The following is a 16752-nucleotide window of genomic DNA, read 5'->3' on the forward strand; positions in this document are numbered from 1 at the left end:
CTATGGCCGCAGATACCCTCCTAAACGATTTTGAATTACTGTTCCAATTGTATGACGTGCTAGGTACAGAAACACTCACCGAGCATGCAAAATTTTCAGAGCATAGCCGCGAGACATTCGATGCTGTGCTGGAGACAGCAAATAAGATTGCCACTGATTTGTTTTTGCCACACAACCATATTGCAGATAAGAACGAGCCGCAGTTTGATGGTAAAAAAGTCTGCATGCTAAACGATGTAAAAGTCGCCTTTGATGCGTTCCGTGAGTCTGGTTTTATCGCAGGTCGTTACAGCTTCGAAGACGGTGGCATGCAATTGCCTGAAACGGTTATGACAGCCGTTGCAGGTTACTTTATGGCAGCCAACCCATCAACGACTGCCTATCCATTTTTGACCACAGCGGCCATTAACGTCATCTCACACTTTGCTAGTGACGAGATTAAAGCAGCGTTTATGCCGCGCATGCTAACAGGTGAGTTCACCGGTACTATGGCACTGACCGAGCCGCATGCTGGTTCATCACTTGCCGATATCAAAACCATCGCTGTAAAACAAGATGATGGCTCGTACCGTGTCAAAGGTAGCAAAATTTATATTTCAGCAGGTGACCATGAATTGTCTGACAATATCGTGCATCTAGTATTAGCCAAAGTGCCAGGTGGTCCAGGCGGTGTCAAAGGTATCTCTTTATTTGCCGTGCCTAAGTATCGCTTGAACGATGATTTGTCTGTTGGCGAGCGCAACGATGTACACCTGACTGGTCTGATTCATAAGCTTGGTTACAGAGGTGCGACTTCTACCGCATTGAGCTTTGGCGATGAGGGCGACTGTCATGGTTATTTAATCGGCGAAGAACATTTCGGTTTACGTTATATGTTCAAAATGATGAATGAAGCGCGTATTGCCGTTGGTTTCGGTGCTTCTATGATTGGCTATCGCGGCTATCAGTACTCACTAGATTATGCCAAAGACCGTACACAAGGTCGCATTGCGCCAAATAATAAGCCTGAAGATGATGCAACAGCTATTATTCAGCATGGTGATGTAAAGCGCATGCTATTGGCGCAAAAGGCCTACTCTGAAGGTGGTATCTCATTGTGCTTATACGGCTCCAACCTCATTGACCGTATCAATACTTGTGAAGACGAGACGCTAAAAAACGAGCTAACAGAATTATTAGATCTGCTAACGCCAGTGCTAAAAGCATGGCCATCTGAGTATGGCCCGAAAGCCAATGATTTAGGTATTCAAGTATTGGGCGGCGCAGGCTATACGCGTGAATATCAAGCTGAGCAGTTTTGGCGTGATAACCGTCTAAATCCTATTCATGAAGGTACAAATGGTGTGCAGGCGCTAGATTTGTCATTCCGTAAGTTATGGCAAAAAGGTGGTCTTGGTATTCAAATTCTAAAGCGTGAGATTACACAAGATTTAGAAAGCATCACTACACCTGAGAGCGCACAGCTTGCGGGTAAGCTGATGCCTTATATGGGTCAGTTGCATGAAGTACTTGTGCATTTAGGCAAAGTTTTGCAGACAGAAGAAGCACTGACCCTGACTGGTAACGCTCAAGCGCTGATGAACATTTTTGCCTCAATTGTATTGAGCTGGATTTGGATTCGCCAAGCCAGTAAAGCTGAGCAGCTATTAAGTACGACGCAAGATGTTGAGCAGCAGAATTTTTATAAAGGCAAGATACAAGCGGCCAAATACTTCATCGATTGGGAACTACCATTAGTTAAACGTGACATCGAAATTTTAACCAACACCAATTCAGTTTGCACTGATATGCAAGCGGATTGGTTCTAAAGACGACTCTAAAAGCAACTCTAAGGAAAGAGACATGACAGCAATAAATAAACAATGGCGATTAAAAGCAAGACCTGTTGGCGCGCCTAGTGCTGAGACTTGGGATTACACCGAGACAGAAGTTCCTACTATTACCGATGGTCAGCTACTGATTAAGGTTGAATACATCTCTATCGATCCAGCGATGCGTGGCTGGCTAAATGATGCCAAATCTTATATCGCACCAGTACAAATTGGTGAAGTTATGCGCGCCGGTACTGTGGGCGAAGTGATTGAAAGTAAACATGAGAAATTTGCCGTTGGAGATTATGTCGCAGGTCACGATGGCGTGCAGTCATATGCCGTCAGTGATGGTACTAATCTGCATAAAGTTGATCCAAGCTTAGCACCACTTTCTTACTACTTAGGCGTACTAGGTATGCCGGGTATGACAGGGTATTTTGGTCTTCTAAAAACAGGTCAGCCAAAAGCAGGCGAAACAGTAGTAGTGTCAGGAGCTGCTGGTGCCGTTGGTAGCTTGGTTGGTCAGATTGCCAAAATTAAAGGCTGCCGAGTCGTTGGTATCGCAGGCGGTGCTGAGAAATGCAAATTCTTAGTCGATGAGCTTGGGTTTGATGCGACAATTGATTACAAAAATGAAGATGTCAAAAAAGCACTGAAAAAAACCTGTCCAGACGGTGTTGATGTGTACTTTGATAATGTAGGCGGTGATATCTTAAATGATGTGCTTACTCAGATTAATCTACATGCGCGTATCGTTATTTGCGGGGCTATCAGTCAGTACAACAACACTACAGAAGTAAAAGGCCCATCGAACTATTTATCATTACTCGTAAACCGTGCTCGTATGGAAGGCATTGTTGTCTTTGATAATATCAAAGAATATCCAATCGCTATGAAAGAGATCGCTGGCTGGATTCAGTCAGGCGATATGAAAGTAAAAGACCATATCGTTGAAGGTATCGAGACGTTCCCTGATACTTTGATGATGCTCTTTAACGGTGAAAATTTCGGCAAACTAGTACTTAAGGTAGAGGGATAGATCATGACACTGAATACAAACGGAATTGCATCAGATGTGGCTGGCAAACGAATTTTGATCACGGGCGGTGCATCAGGCATCGGTGCAGCAAGTGCGCTATTGTTAGCCAGTCGCGGCGCTAAAGTTGTCATTGGTGATATGGCAGAAGAGATGGGAGAGGCGGTTGCCAAACAAGGTCAAGATGCTGGTAATAGTATTGCCTTCAAAAAAGTGGACGTGACTAGCGGTGATGAAGTACGCGCGTTATTTGACTTTGCAGTGGAGACGCTTGGAGGCCTAGATGTTGTGATAAACAATGCTGGTATCGATCACAAACCTTCGCCCATGCATGAGCTGAGCGAAGAGGAATTTGATCGCAATATCGCCGTGAATTTAAAAGGTGTCTGGCACTGTATGCGTGCAGCCGTAAAATGTATGCTACCCAATGGCGGTGGCCATGTGATCAATGTGGCATCTATTGCAGGCCTACGTTCAGCGCCGATGATCTCAGCTTATAGTGCGGCCAAACATGGGGTGATGGGTCTTACTAAGTCTGCTGCCCATGAGTATGCCCGCGCCAATATTCGCTTCAATGCGGTATGCCCAAGCTTTATTGATACACCAATGGTCCGTAATACCATGGCGACTATGGATGAGCGTACGCAGCAAGCAACAATTAAGGCCAGCCCGCTACGCCGATTAGGAAATGTTAATGAAATTTCTAATGCGATTGCGTGGCTTGCCAGCGATGAAAGTAGCTTCATGAATGGTCATGCCTTTACCTTAGATGGTGGTATGCTAGCGTAACCGCGATCGTTGAGTACTCATTGTTCAATTAGCCAGTGCGCGATAATCGCTGTTGTATCTAACAGCGATTATCCGTATTCAATGATTCAGCAGTGCTCAGAAACAAATGCTCAAAAATAGACAATTTATAAAAATATAAGGAATAATGATGAAAGATTTATTTGATTTAACTGGTAAGGTTGCTCTAGTAACGGGTGCCAGCCGTGGTATTGGTGAGTCTATTGCTCGTCTATTGGCATCTAGAGGCGCACATGTGATTGTCTCTAGCCGTAAAATTGATGCTTGCCAAGCAGTCGCTGATAGCATTAAAGCTGATGGTCATAAAGCCAGCGCTTTTTCTTGTCATGTAGGTGAGATGGAGCAAATTGATGCGATTTTTGAGCATATTAAAAGCGAGTTTGGTCAAATTGATATCCTAGTCAATAACGCTGCCGCCAATCCGTACTATGGTCATATCTTAGATACAGACTTAGCCGCTTTTGATAAAACAGTTGAAGTTAATATCCGTGGTTATTTCTTTATGTCGACGGCTGCTGGCAAAATGATGAAAAAGCAAGGTGGCGGTGTCATTTTAAATACTGCATCAGTCAATGGCTTAGTAGCCGGCGATAAGCAAGGCATCTACTCAATCACCAAAGCTGCAGTCATCAGCATGACTAAAGCCTTTGCCAAAGAATGCGGCCCACTCAATATTCGAGTAAATGCGCTATTACCGGGCCTAACGGATACCAAATTTGCTTCTGCATTGACGACCAATGACAAAGTCTTAAATATGGCACTGCATGCTATTCCGCTAGGGCGCGTTGCGAACCCTGATGAAATGGCTGGCACAGTGTTGTACTTAGTATCTGACGCTTCAAGTTATACCACAGGCGCGACTATCGTTGTCGATGGTGGTATGTTGGCTTAATTAGCCGATCAGAAAACTTGGAATATAAATTCAAGAAAAGTTAATTAAGAACCGCATGAAATTTATTTTCACGCGGTTTTTTTGATTTGATTCTGTGATGAAATGTTTAAATACTCTTGGTTTTTCACTAACAAATAAATTGCTAAGTTTAAATGAGCATCAGCTGTATAGTGAAATAATAGAGATGCTAAAAGTCACTTGGGCAATATAATGGAGTTACGCATGGATTCAGTTGTTAATCAAAAAATAAAAACGATTTCTCAAAATAAAACATGGTTGTTTGTACCAGCGACTCGTATTGATAGAGTAGCGAAAGCTTTTGCTAGTGAGGCAGACGCAGTTATTGTCGATTTAGAGGATGCCGTTGCGCTAGAAGATAAAGCATCGGCACGTGAAGCATTGCAGCAATATCATAACAGTGCTGACTATCAGCCAGTTTGGGTTCGCATCAATAAGGCAAGTAGCGAAGAATTTTTTAAAGACATAGTACTCTGTCAAACAATGCCTAATCTGGCTGGCGTGTTATTAGCCAAAGCTGAGCAAATATCCGATATAGAGAGCGTGCATCAGCTTACCAATTTACCCGTGATTGCCTTGATTGAGAGTGCTGTTGGATTGTATCAAATCGATAGTATGGCAAAAGCAGTCGGCTTGGCCGCCTTTAGTTATGGATTCTTAGATCTGTGCAATGACCTACACGTGCAAGTAGGAACACCTGCTGCAGATATCATCGCCAATCAGATTCGCTATCAGTTGATCCTGACATCAAAAGTGCATCAATTATCACCGCCCATCGATACCATTTACCCTGACTTCAATAATGAAGTAGGATTGAGCAATCGAGTGCAGCTATGGTCACAGATGGGCATGTCGGGGATGCTTTGTATTCACCCCAAGCAGGTGGCAATCGTGCAACAAGCATTACAACCGACAGATAAGGCACTGTTATTTGCTCAGCGTGTGGTTGAAGAATACGAGCGAAGCGGGCAGGCAGTTTTTAAGATAGATGAAGAGATGGTCGATGCGCCAGTGATTGAGCGTAGTCGTCAACTCTTGGCAAAGTAGCAGGTAAATCTGTAATGCTTTATCATGAACCATAGCCATTCATATTCGATAAAAGCACATTATGATTTTTATTAACAACAATATTAGACTCAATGATAATGAGGTAGAAATCAGCGCCATACGAGCGCAAGGGGCAGGTGGGCAGAATGTCAACAAAGTATCTTCTGCTATTCACCTGCGTTTTGATATTAATAACTCAAGTCTGAATGATGAGTACAAGCAGCGACTGCTAAATAGTAAAGCCAGCCGAATAACCAAGGAAGGTGTGCTGATTATCAAAGCGCAGCAGTTTCGAACGCAAGAGCGTAATAAAATAGATGCGCTTGAGCGCTTACAAAGCTTTATAACCAAAGCCACTTATATCAATAAAACCAGAAAGCCTACCAGGCCAGGTAGAAATGCCAAACGTAAACGAGTGGATAAAAAAACTCAGCGCGGCAAAACAAAGGCTTTGCGCGGTAAAGTGGACTTTTAGAGAATTTGCTATATTAGAGTTTGGTGTTGAGGAATTTTGTGGCAGCAAGTTTATAAAGTATCAGTGATAGTAGGTTAGGTTGTCGCAATTTTTAATTGTAAATCGGTATAGGCAATAGTTGGTTGCCTATACCGTTATTCTAGATTAACTATTTATTTAGAATGCACCATTAAGTCCAACGAATAAGCTGGTTGAATCGTCGTCATCACCTTGTGAATGTGTGACACCAGCATTGGCGTTCAATAGGCCAAAGCTTCTAGATAAGCCAAGTGTCATGGCAACATTATCATCATCAGTTTCGATGATAGGCGTTTCAAAGCTGATATTTGGTAGTGTATTCAAACGTGCGGTTACTGCTTCACGATTGTCACTTAGCTGCTTTTGGTAGTGAATATCACCAAATAAGTTTAGGTTCTCCGTTAAGGTATGATTGGCTTTGAGTCCAAGCTTGCCATATGTTGTAGAATATTTCTGCTCATCGAACTGCATGGCAACGCCAGACATTTCTTTTTCCTTGAGCCCATCAATTTTTATGCGGCTTGCTGTTGCACCAATATAAGGTGTGACGGCAATACTGCTCATTTGCATCGGATAGCCTGCCTGCAAGTTGGCATAATAGCGCTTACCATCAGCGTTTGATTTGAACTGCTGTCTGCTAGTGCCAAGCGTAACGGCGCGTGTGACATCAACTTCCATGTTGCCAAAGCCTGCCGCACCATTGATCTCTAAGCCACCAAATTTATTGCTATGATATACACCGAAACCGACCTCTCCTAAATCAATATCACTCAAACCTGTGCTGACGTCCGAGTTTTCAAAGTCCTTTTGGGTGATGTTGCCGTACAAGCCTGTCACTGCATTGGCTGAGTTAGGATGAGCAAAATCCACACCAAGCAATACTTGGGTATTATCATCACCATCAAACCCTGCAATTTCTTGATTAGCGACTTCACCGACGGCCCATAGTGTACGGGCAGGTTTTTGCTCACTGCTTTGAGTTTGATTGATGTGCGACTGTAAGCGCTCATTGGTTGCTAGTCCAGTTGTGGTCGCAATATGTGGTAAAACACCGATTAGGCTAGGCGCAGTAACGACAGCATTTGCATAGTCAGCAATCATTTGATGCGCTTTACCGGTTGGATGGATACCATCCGCAAAGAAGTAGGTTTCGTTAGCATCTGTTTCTACGAGAGTGTCACGACCACAAGTTAGGGAGCTATTGTTGTCACCGCAGGCTTCATCGGTCACATTAGTAAAGCCATACTGAGCAGGCGACGCGGTGATCTCTCTTGTCAAGCTAAACATATCTAGCGGTATGATATTTGCTCCAGTATTTTCGGCGGCACTGAGCATAAATTGATTGTAGAGACTGGCCGCACCAGTTGCAGATGCTTGGGCTGTTAATGCATCTATAAGGTTTTGACCTTCTAGATCAGGGTCTGGGGTAAATCTAGGGGTTAGACCAACATCAGGAATATTGGGTACTAAAATATATTTAGCACCGTTGTCCTTTAGTGTATTAATCGTTTCGGTCTGGCTAGCTACTGCCCCAAGTATGGTCGCTTGGGCATTAGTAGGATTTTCAGCCGCCGCAAGCAAGTCATTGGCACCTGCCCAAACGACATATAGGCCATTAGGGTCTACTTTGTTATTGGCAAGATAACTATCGACTTGGCTATTGGCAGAAGCTACTGGAATACCAAAAGCTGTGACATCTACACCTGCTCTTGCCCCGCCGATCGCATAGTTATTACCAGTTTGACTACCATCAAAAGTATTGGCGGTAGATGTTGTGCCCAGTTGCTCAGCGAATGAGGTCGCCCATGTATTGTCAGGATTGGTAGTGAACTGACCTGATTCTTCAAACCCTAGAGGTCCTTGGGTAAGGGGACTAAAATAGCCCCCATCGGTCAGGCTATCACCAAAAAAAGTAACGCTGTCATAGGTATTTGCGTGAGCAATAACAGCGATAGATAGGCTGATAGCAAGCATGCTTTTAGTAAAAATTTTGAGAGTGGTATGGCTAACTTTAGAACGAGAGGTATTACGAGGCATAGTGACTTCCTTGTCAACAATGTAATAGTTTATTAATCGAGTGTAACCACTTTTCAGAATGCTAGCAATCGTTTTGATTGCGAAATTGCAAGAATATGGCCTTATTTGAATAAGTCTTTAGAGCATTAAAAAATGCAGTAAATATTAAAAACTATATTATCTTACTAATATTATATTTTACGTACCTCTATACAGTGCTTTTATAAGTAGCTAGCTCTTATATGGTTATTGATTCAGCATAGACATCAGTATCGACGTTATATCGACTAAAGCTAAGGTTGTTTCTGTGGGCGTAATAATAGGGCAAGTCCAAGTGCTACAAAGGCGGCGATACCAGATGTCATATAACTGATACTAAAGTCCCCAGTGATTTCTGCGAGATAGCCTGCTACTACTGGTCCGAGAGCTTGTCCCCCTGAAAAGGCAAAAGTCAGCGCCGCGAGTGCGCTTGCTGCCGCCGCAGGCCCGAAGTAGTCTCCCGCTGAGGCAGACATAATAACAGGAACACTCCAAACCACTAAGCCAAACAGAATAATGGATGAATACAGTCCCAGACTCCAGTCAGTCAGCCCGACTAACAGATAAGCGATGGCAAGGAAAAAGAAGGCCAATGCAAGACCAAGGCGTCTGCCAATATGATCAGAAATCCAGCCAAACAATATACCTGAGAACATGCTAAGTAACCCAATCCACGCCCAAATGCCACCTGCAGTCGCTTCACTTAATTGATACGAGCTAACCATACTGGTGACGATAAAGGTCACGTAAACCATGTAAGTGGCACCATAGATGGCAAAAATAATCCCCAAATGTACGAGCAGCCTAACATTACTACGTTCTAACTTTTGATTGTTTTTAACAGGTAGTGTGGGTGTACGTCCAAAAGGGTCTTGGCTAACATCGTTTGGATGATTGCGAATCAACATAAAAGTAAGCCAAGCGACTGCAATGTTAATCACGGAAAAAATTAGCCAGCCTGTCTGCCAAGATAGTAGGCTAGAGATGGGTAATAGCCTGGGTACGACAAAGCCTGACAAAATGATACCAAATCCAGGCCCTGCCATGACTAACCCCAGAGCAAGCCCGCGGTGCGAAGGAAAAAACCAATGCGACATGACACTCATCATTGGTAAAACTACGCCGCCACTACCGATACCCGTCAAGACATAGAGTGCACAAAGCATAGGAAAGTTTGTAGTAAAAGCCATACCGAGCATAGAGATGGCAATCAAGACAAGGTTTATCGTCGCAGTATTGCGGGTACCAAGCCGAGGTAGAACTAATGGGCTAAGCATAACTGCAACGAGATATCCTATTAGGTTAGCGAATCCCAATAGACCACTTTGTGTGTAACTTAATCCTAAAGAAGATGACATGGACGGTAGTAACATGCCAAATGCGAATCGACCTAATCCAAGTCCACAGAACATGGCTACAGATCCTGTCGCAGCAACGATCCAAGCGTAATGTAATCTGCCTAGTTTAAGGGGTGCAGTGTTATCTGAATTTCCTTGATCTGGACTGTCTTGTTGGCTCATTCCATCAGGCATCATGAATCTCCAATAAGTTGAAAGCTCACAATGCACGTCGTAAATAAATTTAGATCGTAGGCAACAACTTCCTTGTTTTGAATATTATCCATTTTACACTCATCCTTTTGTGCTTAGTATTTATCAACTTTTCGCTAAGTACGTTTATATCCTAAGTATACTTATGTCCAATAAAATTAGTATAGCTGTACATGAACGTCCGTTCAATGAGTGTGTAGAAAATCCTTGAAATGATTTATAGGCTACATTTTTGTATGTATACATAAAGAAAATGTCAGCCCATTTAGATGGCTGGCATTCTGTTTGTTATTTCTTGACGGTTACTTACTGACTATTATTTTTTAGCGATTTTAAATATTGGCTTTAGTTAGCCAAGTCGCTTACTTAGCTCAGGAAAGCGCTTAATCATAAATAGCATTAATAGCAATGCCACCACTGCGATGGCAGCACCAGTGTATCCTACGCTAGATAGTGAGATGTGCGTCACGGCATAACCACCGAATAGTGCACCCGTACCGATTCCCAAGTTGATAATACCTGAGAACATCGACATCAGCATGTCTTGCGCATTGACATCGACCATGATGACTTTGGCTTGCATAGAGATAATCAGTAGCATAAGCGCTGCACCCCAAAGCAAAGCGATAAAGCTGAGCGCCCATACAGAAGTCACTGCTAGCAATAGCGCCAGCATAGAGACAAGCATCAATATGGTCGATATCAGCATCAATCTGGTATTGAATTTATCGCCCCAACGACTGAAAATCACACTACCTACAATTCCTGCTGCACCGAATAGTAACAGTACAAAAGTAGCAGCATTTTCGCTGATATTACCGACTTGGCGCATGAATGGTTCTATATAAGAATAAGCCGTATAGTGCGCTGTAAAGACCAATAAAATAAGCAGGTATAGACAGACTAATAAAGGGTTTTTAAGTAATTCTGGAATCTTTCTAAAAGACCCTTCAAACATACTCGGCAATGTCGGTAAAAGTCTCGCTTGTAGAATAAATACAATTAGAGCAATGACGCCAATACCGCCAAATGTCGCCCGCCAGCCAAACCATTGGCCGACCAAACGTCCCAGCGGTACACCTAGTACCATTGCTAACGATGTACCAGTCGCTAGTACGCTAAGTGCCATGGCTTTTTTGCCTTCAGGTGCGACACGTATCGCGATTGCGGCCGTGATCGACCAGAATATCGCATGCGATAAGGCAATCCCAACCCGACTAATGAGCAGTACGTTAAAGCTCCACGCAAATACAGACAGTACGTGACTGGCAATGAAGACGGCAAAAAGCCCCAAGAGCAAACGTTTGCGCTCAAACCGACTGGTCAGTAGCATTAGTGGTAATGACATCGCAGCGACAATCCAAGCATAGAGTGTCAACATCCAGCCAGTTTCTGCCGTCGTAATAGAGAAGTCTTGGGCAATGTCACTCAACAGTGCCACAGGAACAAATTCTGTGGTGTTCATAATAAAGGCACTAACGCCCATCAAAAATACTTGAAAATACTGAGTTCGGCGAGCGTTTGAGCTGGCCTCAAGGTTATGTGTCATAAAATCCAATACAGATGCAGATACTATGTGTGATAGGTCAAAGTGGGGCAGGCTTAATTAGAATACAAGGTTTACGGGGCAAGTTAGCAAGCCAACGTCGATCGTGAAAGATGTTTTTTGATAATGATTGTTAATTGGGTGTTTACCGAGGATACTTGAGCAATATGAAACTATCGCTAATCATACTCATTGCGCTGGGATACTTGTTAGCATATAAAATCAAATCAATTTAAAAGAAGGCGACACTAGTTGTCGCAAATAGTTTTAAACAGCTTTATTTTCATATGAGCTTATATTATAGTTATTAAGTCAGGCAAAATAACATGAAATAAAAATCAGTTAACCCTCGGGGCGCAACGCCTCATTTCTTAACTGAGTTGTCTTTAATACGCTATCTTAGCGAAGTCTTTTTATTAATGTTATTTACGTTTTATCCTAAACTTTTACGTCTGTACAAATCCAAAAAACCATATTTATTAATAAACAAAAAACTTAGCAAAACAAGCTCGTTGGTCTCGCAAAAATATGAGCGATGTAACAGTGAAAAACGGTGTCCAAAAAGCCTATTAGAATTAAAAACTACTGCCTTACCAAGTCGATTAATTTACCTAACTCTATAGATAATGACGTCATTTAAATAATGGCGAATAAACTCGGCTGGCTCGAAATCAGTAATTAGAATATAACAACAGCAAAAAACAGCGACAAACCAATCAAAATAATAAGGACATAACGATGACGATATTAACGTATCAGTTTGAACAAAAGCGTATAGATAACTTTAAGTGGTCGAGTGGCTCAAAGCTATCTGGTATAACGGCACTAGCAAATGATGAGAAAGGTCGAGTGCGAAAACAGCCATTATTTTACCTCGAAACGGTTTCTGTAGACAGTTATGAAGATGACATTTATTTTGTAAACAATACTGATGAGGCGCTCAGTTGGGTAGCGCCTTTTAAACCCTATCAAAATATAGAACAAGCAAGAGCGAAGTTGGGCGATGTTAGTGATGAAAACTTACGTAAAGTGACGCTCTATAGTGATGACATGGATAGCGTGTATCAGGATGTACTGCCTAAGCAGGGTGTGCGGATTGGTAGTACTCATATCATGTACGACAGTGATGCGATGATGCAGTGGTTCATACATGTGCCTTATAAGGGGCTAGATACTCATTATGCGATTTGGCAATTTAATGTAGTGGAAAAGGGCGAAATTCACGGAACTTATCCATTGCTATGGGATGATTTTAGTAAACCCTCGCATATGGTGAGTTGTGACTGTCTGTTTGAGCGAGCGGATATGCCGATAGAAGTTAGTGTTTATGAAGAGCGCTGTGCAATGCTTGAGAGGCTTATTGGTTTATTTGGTACTTCAAATGCCATATTCGTATTGGCGATTAATGATGTGCTTTATCGTTACGGCATTGGCTGGAGTGCGCCCTATAGTGAGTCGGACATACAAGCACAAGACATTGCGATGAAATTACAAGAGCAAAAGCCAAAAGATACAGAAGCAGTGAGAGCCATTGTCCAAACAGTTTATGATTTTTGGTTTAACGAAGGCTTTGCAAAAAATATCTCAATGCAGGCCTGTGAGGAGATTTTGAGCTTGTACCAAGCGCAGGTGGCTAGCCAAAAACCAGTTTAATTTATGAGTCAAATTATTGAGCATGAACCTAAATAATAATTAAAAAAGGAGAGCTTTATGATGTTTCCTATCGAAAACAACGACACGTTTTTATTGTTTTTTCATGGTCTCGATTCAAGCAATGAGACCAGTAAGTATACGTGTATCACGCGTGAGCCAAAATACTGTCAAACGGTCAACTATCGAGAGAATTTTGCAGAAATATTTGAGGTTTATGATGCATTGATTCGCGAGAAAATCTCACAGTATCCACGAGTAGTGTTAGCAGGGCATTCGCTTGGCGGCTGGTTTGCCAATCATTTTTCCCATAAATACAACCTGCGTGCACTGTTGATTGCGCCTTGTATTTATCCAAGTGAGGTGGTGGCTGACCGTATCCCTGACGTAGCTGATATGAAGCTTTCGTTCCCTACCTCTAACACTGAGATGGTACGAGTGATGGTGGAAGTCGATGATGAAAGCCTAGATGTAGCAGTTGCTAGACGAACCTTGGTAAATCTGCCTGAGAGTTGGGAAGTGGATTATTTTACAGGCGGTCATCATCGTATCGCTCGTAGTAGTGATATCTGGTATCACTTAACTCATCTGTGCGAAGATCCCATCGTTTGGATGGACGAGGCGACATATCATGGTGAGGACTGATAGCAATGGCAGTCAAAAAAATATCGCGACTGATGGATAAATAAACCGCTAAAAATAATCGATTGACATTAAAGACGATCGGTCATAATATCTATGAATGACAATTACTAAGCCAAAAGCCCGTCGAGGGCGTCCACCTAATGTTGAACGAGAGTTTACGGATACCCGTGAGGCTCTTTTAAGATCTGGGATGGAGATGCTGACAGAGCAGGGCTTTGCGACCACTGGGATTGATGCCATACTCAAACGCATCAATGTGCCTAAAGGCTCTTTCTACAATTACTTCAAAAACAAAGAAGCATTTGGACAAGAAGTATTGCGGCAGTACGCGTTGTATTTCGCTCGCAAGCTGGACCATTGTTTTTTAAACGAGCAAGTGTCTCCTATGCAGCGTATTAGTGACTTTGTTGAAGATGCTAAGTCAGGAATGATCAAGCATGAATTTCGACGTGGCTGCTTAGTAGGCAACTTAGGCCAAGAAATCGTCGTGTTACCTGAGAGTTTTCGTTGTGAGCTAGAAGGTATATTGCTTGATTGGCAGAAGCGTTTAGCGGTTTGTTTGCGCCTAGCAGTGCAACAAGGGCAGATACATTCTAATAGTGATTGTGATGAGCTTGCTGCTTTCTTTTGGATTGGATGGGAAGGTGCAGTTTTGCGTGCTAAGTTGGTGCAAGATGTCAATCCGTTAGATACTTTTTTCCGAGGTTTTGTAGCAGGAATACAGAAGTAATTTTTTATCTATATTTTTAGACGACCGGTCTAAATTATTTTTTACTCATTTATAAGACGATTGGTCTAAATAGGAGCGATTATGTTTAATACAATATTAATTGAAAAAAATGACGGTGCTTATCAGTCTAATCTGACTGAGATACAGGACACGCAATTGCCAGAAGGGGATGTTACAGTTCGTGTGGCATATAGCACGCTCAACTACAAAGATGGATTGGCCATCACGGGTCGTAGCCCTGTGGTACGCACATTTCCTATGGTTCCAGGGATTGATTTAGCAGGCACTGTCGAAACAAGCAGCCATCCTCGCTACAAAGCTGGCGACAAAGTATTGTTGAATGGCTGGAGCGTGGGTGAGAAATATTGGGGTGGACTGTCTCAAAAAGCACGGTTAAACGGTGACTGGCTGATCCCGCTTCCTGAGTCAATGACTGAACGTCAAGCAATGGCAATAGGCACCGCAGGATATACTGCGATGCTTTGTCTAATCGCATTAGAGCGTCAAGGACTCACACCAGAAAGTGGCGAAGTATTGGTGACTGGTGCTAATGGCGGCGTTGGTAGCTTTGCCATCGCGCTTTTGGCAAACCAAGGTTACTCTGTCACTGCGTCTACGGGTCGCTTAGAAGAAGCAGAATACTTAAAAAGCCTTGGTGCAACGAAGATCATTGACCGTAATGAGCTGAGTAGTCCAGGACGTGCGCTTGGTAAGGAGAGATGGGCCGCTGCAATTGATTCTGTTGGTAGTCACACGTTGGCCAACGTCTGTGCCAGTACGTGTGAGGATGGTTTAGTCGCTACCTGCGGACTGGCTCAAGGAATGGATTTCCCCGCTACTGTTGCTCCTTTTATTTTACGCGGTGTCAGTTTGCTTGGTATCAATAGCGTGACGCGACCTTACGATGAGCGCGTAGAAGCATGGCAGCGTTTGAGCACGAGTTTGGATATGACACAACTAGAGGCAATTACCAGAGAGATTGGCCTAAGCGAAGTCATTCCGACAGCAATTGAATTGTTGGATGGTAAGGTTCGTGGTCGAATAGTTGTTGATGTTAACCGTTAGTTTAGCAAGCATAACCTTTAATACTTCAACACTGATGTTTCTATGTTGAGCCTCGTGTTAGCACATGAATGAGTGGTGTATAGAAAAGTCCAGTATTGAGTGATCAATGTGAAAAAGAATTATTCACAAACGGTCACAAATATCAGTATTTATTTTCTATCGTCTGATGTGCTATCATCGTTGCACAATCTATCGTGGGTTTAACAGTTTTGTTATCGCCGACCATGACAATAGTCTCATGGCTGTGTGACAAACCTTGCAACTTCCAGCACGATATAAAACAACTCTGGTAAAGCGCATGAGCCTGTACTCCGACAAACTCATTTGTGCCTGATTTTTTGCCTATTTGGGCGTATATCATACTTTTTCGTCGGAGTTACAGGAGTCTAAGGTGTTCAATATCATGAGCCACATTGCTAATCCATCTAAATATACCCGTCGTTATCATCCACGTCATTCTCTAGCGCAACATATTATTAATCAAATAGAGTCGCTTGAGCTGCGCCCGCAAGATATCGTCAAGCAAATGGACTATCCTCTTAAACATACTATACCTGCCTACGACCGCCTGCGCCATGTATTGTCTAATAGGTATTTAGGGCTTGATGGTAGCTACATGGATAAATACTTTACTGCTGATGAATTTTTAGCGAAGCTGTTTGCCGTACTCGAAATACCGTATCAGCCATTCGCAGAAGATATTGCGCAGATTAAATATGACTTGGCAAATTGCTCTCATACGCTACCTAAGTATAGCTTACGAGCGGAAGTGGATTTTACATTTACGAGTGCCGATAATTGGATGTCTCGCGGTGCAGCTTCACGTTTTGCGCAAGTGCACCTGCCTAGCGGTTTTGCCAAACTAGACGATGCTGCACGTGAGTCAGTGATTCAAGACAGTATCTGCGAGCACTATCAGCAGTATGAGTATAGTTTGCCATACGACGGTATTATAAAGAGCTATCAACTGACTATCGAAAAAAACAACCATGTGGTCGACCATACAGAGTATGGATTACCAAAATCTAGCAGTATCTAATTTTTTTGAGTGTAAGTAGCATGGGCTGTTAATTACATTGATTGAATAATCACATTTACTGAAAAATAAGTATAAAAAGGCCTCACTTTATTGTGGGGCTTTTTGATGAATGGTATGCGTTTAACCCAAGTCGACTGATAAACCCTATAAACACATCAAAAAGCATGCGTAAGGAGAGAGTGTCATTGAGCACCCCGCGACTTTTTCATCTTTTAGCACCGCTAAAAACGCATCAATTAGTTTTGTATTCTCATAGGTTGCGATATTACATATATGCGAGGCTAAGACTGAAGACAGCACCGTCACCGCATCTGGATATGAGTTTACAAATTTTCTCTCCAATAGATAAGATGTTACTCGTTGGAATT

14 protein-coding genes are annotated in these 16752 nt (G+C 42.7%); 11 read left to right on the plus strand and 3 right to left on the minus strand.

What is annotated here, in order from left to right; all coding sequences use genetic code 11:
* Positions 1-2 precede the first annotated feature (2 nt).
* From ACT3QN_RS10330 to arfB, 6 genes are all read left to right on the plus strand, one after another.
* Positions 3-1808 carry an acyl-CoA dehydrogenase gene (locus ACT3QN_RS10330; RefSeq protein WP_444523477.1) on the plus strand — a complete coding sequence of 602 codons (1806 nt, stop codon included), beginning with the start codon at positions 3-5 and terminating at the stop codon, positions 1806-1808.
* A gap of 34 nt (positions 1809-1842) precedes the next feature.
* A complete protein-coding gene (locus ACT3QN_RS10335; RefSeq protein WP_444523476.1) occupies positions 1843-2850 on the plus strand; it encodes an NADP-dependent oxidoreductase in 1008 nt (335 codons plus the stop codon).
* A 3-nt stretch (positions 2851-2853) separates the two neighbouring features.
* Positions 2854-3636, plus strand: a complete 783-nt coding sequence (locus ACT3QN_RS10340; RefSeq protein ID WP_444521500.1) for an SDR family NAD(P)-dependent oxidoreductase — start codon at positions 2854-2856, stop codon at positions 3634-3636.
* Positions 3637-3781: 145 nt separating this feature from the next.
* Positions 3782-4546, plus strand: coding sequence for an SDR family oxidoreductase (locus tag ACT3QN_RS10345; RefSeq protein ID WP_444523475.1), 765 nt, complete (start codon positions 3782-3784; stop codon positions 4544-4546).
* A gap of 222 nt (positions 4547-4768) precedes the next feature.
* Positions 4769-5611 (plus strand): HpcH/HpaI aldolase/citrate lyase family protein, encoded by an 843-nt coding sequence (locus tag ACT3QN_RS10350; RefSeq protein WP_444523474.1) that lies wholly within the window; start codon positions 4769-4771, stop codon positions 5609-5611.
* Between the two features lie 61 nt (positions 5612-5672).
* Positions 5673-6086, plus strand: a complete 414-nt coding sequence (gene arfB / locus ACT3QN_RS10355) for an alternative ribosome rescue aminoacyl-tRNA hydrolase ArfB (protein ID WP_444523473.1) — start codon at positions 5673-5675, stop codon at positions 6084-6086.
* Between the two features lie 156 nt (positions 6087-6242).
* On the opposite strand, the gene ACT3QN_RS10360 is transcribed toward arfB, so the two are convergent.
* From ACT3QN_RS10360 to ACT3QN_RS10370, 3 genes are all read right to left on the minus strand, one after another.
* Positions 6243-8141, minus strand: coding sequence for an autotransporter domain-containing protein (locus ACT3QN_RS10360; RefSeq protein ID WP_444523472.1), 1899 nt, complete (start codon positions 8139-8141; stop codon positions 6243-6245).
* A gap of 272 nt (positions 8142-8413) precedes the next feature.
* Positions 8414-9694 (minus strand): MFS transporter, encoded by a 1281-nt coding sequence (locus ACT3QN_RS10365; protein WP_444523471.1) that lies wholly within the window; start codon positions 9692-9694, stop codon positions 8414-8416.
* A 364-nt stretch (positions 9695-10058) separates the two neighbouring features.
* Positions 10059-11258, minus strand: coding sequence for a sugar transporter (locus ACT3QN_RS10370; RefSeq protein ID WP_444523470.1), 1200 nt, complete (start codon positions 11256-11258; stop codon positions 10059-10061).
* Between the two features lie 735 nt (positions 11259-11993).
* Between ACT3QN_RS10370 and ACT3QN_RS10375 the strand changes: the two genes are divergently transcribed.
* From ACT3QN_RS10375 to ACT3QN_RS10395, 5 genes are all read left to right on the plus strand, one after another.
* Positions 11994-12908, plus strand: a complete 915-nt coding sequence (locus ACT3QN_RS10375; protein WP_444523469.1) for a hypothetical protein — start codon at positions 11994-11996, stop codon at positions 12906-12908.
* Between the two features lie 57 nt (positions 12909-12965).
* Positions 12966-13550 carry a YqiA/YcfP family alpha/beta fold hydrolase gene (locus ACT3QN_RS10380; protein ID WP_444523468.1) on the plus strand — a complete coding sequence of 195 codons (585 nt, stop codon included), beginning with the start codon at positions 12966-12968 and terminating at the stop codon, positions 13548-13550.
* A gap of 97 nt (positions 13551-13647) precedes the next feature.
* Positions 13648-14280: an acrylate utilization transcriptional regulator AcuR gene (acuR, locus tag ACT3QN_RS10385; RefSeq protein ID WP_444523467.1), complete on the plus strand. Its 633-nt coding sequence runs from the start codon at positions 13648-13650 to the stop codon at positions 14278-14280.
* A gap of 81 nt (positions 14281-14361) precedes the next feature.
* Positions 14362-15345 (plus strand): acrylyl-CoA reductase (NADPH), encoded by a 984-nt coding sequence (acuI, locus tag ACT3QN_RS10390; RefSeq protein WP_444523466.1) that lies wholly within the window; start codon positions 14362-14364, stop codon positions 15343-15345.
* A 403-nt stretch (positions 15346-15748) separates the two neighbouring features.
* Entirely contained in the window at positions 15749-16384 is a 636-nt protein-coding gene (locus ACT3QN_RS10395) for a hypothetical protein (protein WP_444523465.1), read from the plus strand.
* Positions 16385-16752: the final 368 nt, after the last annotated feature.

The organism is Psychrobacter sp. AOP7-C1-14 (genome assembly GCF_052376135.1).
Classification (GTDB): Bacteria; Pseudomonadota; Gammaproteobacteria; order Pseudomonadales; family Moraxellaceae; genus Psychrobacter.

Excerpts from the sequence above, each read along its gene's own strand:
- ACT3QN_RS10330 (WP_444523477.1), top strand. The coding sequence starts at position 3 with ATGGCCGCAGATACCCTCCTAAACGATTTTGAATTACTGTTCCAATTG.
- ACT3QN_RS10335 (WP_444523476.1), top strand. The coding sequence starts at position 1,843 with ATGACAGCAATAAATAAACAATGGCGATTAAAAGCAAGACCTGTTGGC.
- ACT3QN_RS10340 (WP_444521500.1), top strand. The coding sequence starts at position 2,854 with ATGACACTGAATACAAACGGAATTGCATCAGATGTGGCTGGCAAACGA.
- ACT3QN_RS10345 (WP_444523475.1), top strand. The coding sequence starts at position 3,782 with ATGATGAAAGATTTATTTGATTTAACTGGTAAGGTTGCTCTAGTAACG.
- ACT3QN_RS10350 (WP_444523474.1), top strand. The coding sequence starts at position 4,769 with ATGGATTCAGTTGTTAATCAAAAAATAAAAACGATTTCTCAAAATAAA.
- arfB (WP_444523473.1), top strand. The coding sequence starts at position 5,673 with ATGATTTTTATTAACAACAATATTAGACTCAATGATAATGAGGTAGAA.
- ACT3QN_RS10360 (WP_444523472.1), bottom strand. The coding sequence starts at position 8,141 with ATGCCTCGTAATACCTCTCGTTCTAAAGTTAGCCATACCACTCTCAAA.
- ACT3QN_RS10365 (WP_444523471.1), bottom strand. The coding sequence starts at position 9,694 with ATGATGCCTGATGGAATGAGCCAACAAGACAGTCCAGATCAAGGAAAT.
- ACT3QN_RS10370 (WP_444523470.1), bottom strand. The coding sequence starts at position 11,258 with ATGACACATAACCTTGAGGCCAGCTCAAACGCTCGCCGAACTCAGTAT.
- ACT3QN_RS10375 (WP_444523469.1), top strand. The coding sequence starts at position 11,994 with ATGACGATATTAACGTATCAGTTTGAACAAAAGCGTATAGATAACTTT.
- ACT3QN_RS10380 (WP_444523468.1), top strand. The coding sequence starts at position 12,966 with ATGATGTTTCCTATCGAAAACAACGACACGTTTTTATTGTTTTTTCAT.
- acuR (WP_444523467.1), top strand. The coding sequence starts at position 13,648 with ATGACAATTACTAAGCCAAAAGCCCGTCGAGGGCGTCCACCTAATGTT.
- acuI (WP_444523466.1), top strand. The coding sequence starts at position 14,362 with ATGTTTAATACAATATTAATTGAAAAAAATGACGGTGCTTATCAGTCT.
- ACT3QN_RS10395 (WP_444523465.1), top strand. The coding sequence starts at position 15,749 with ATGAGCCACATTGCTAATCCATCTAAATATACCCGTCGTTATCATCCA.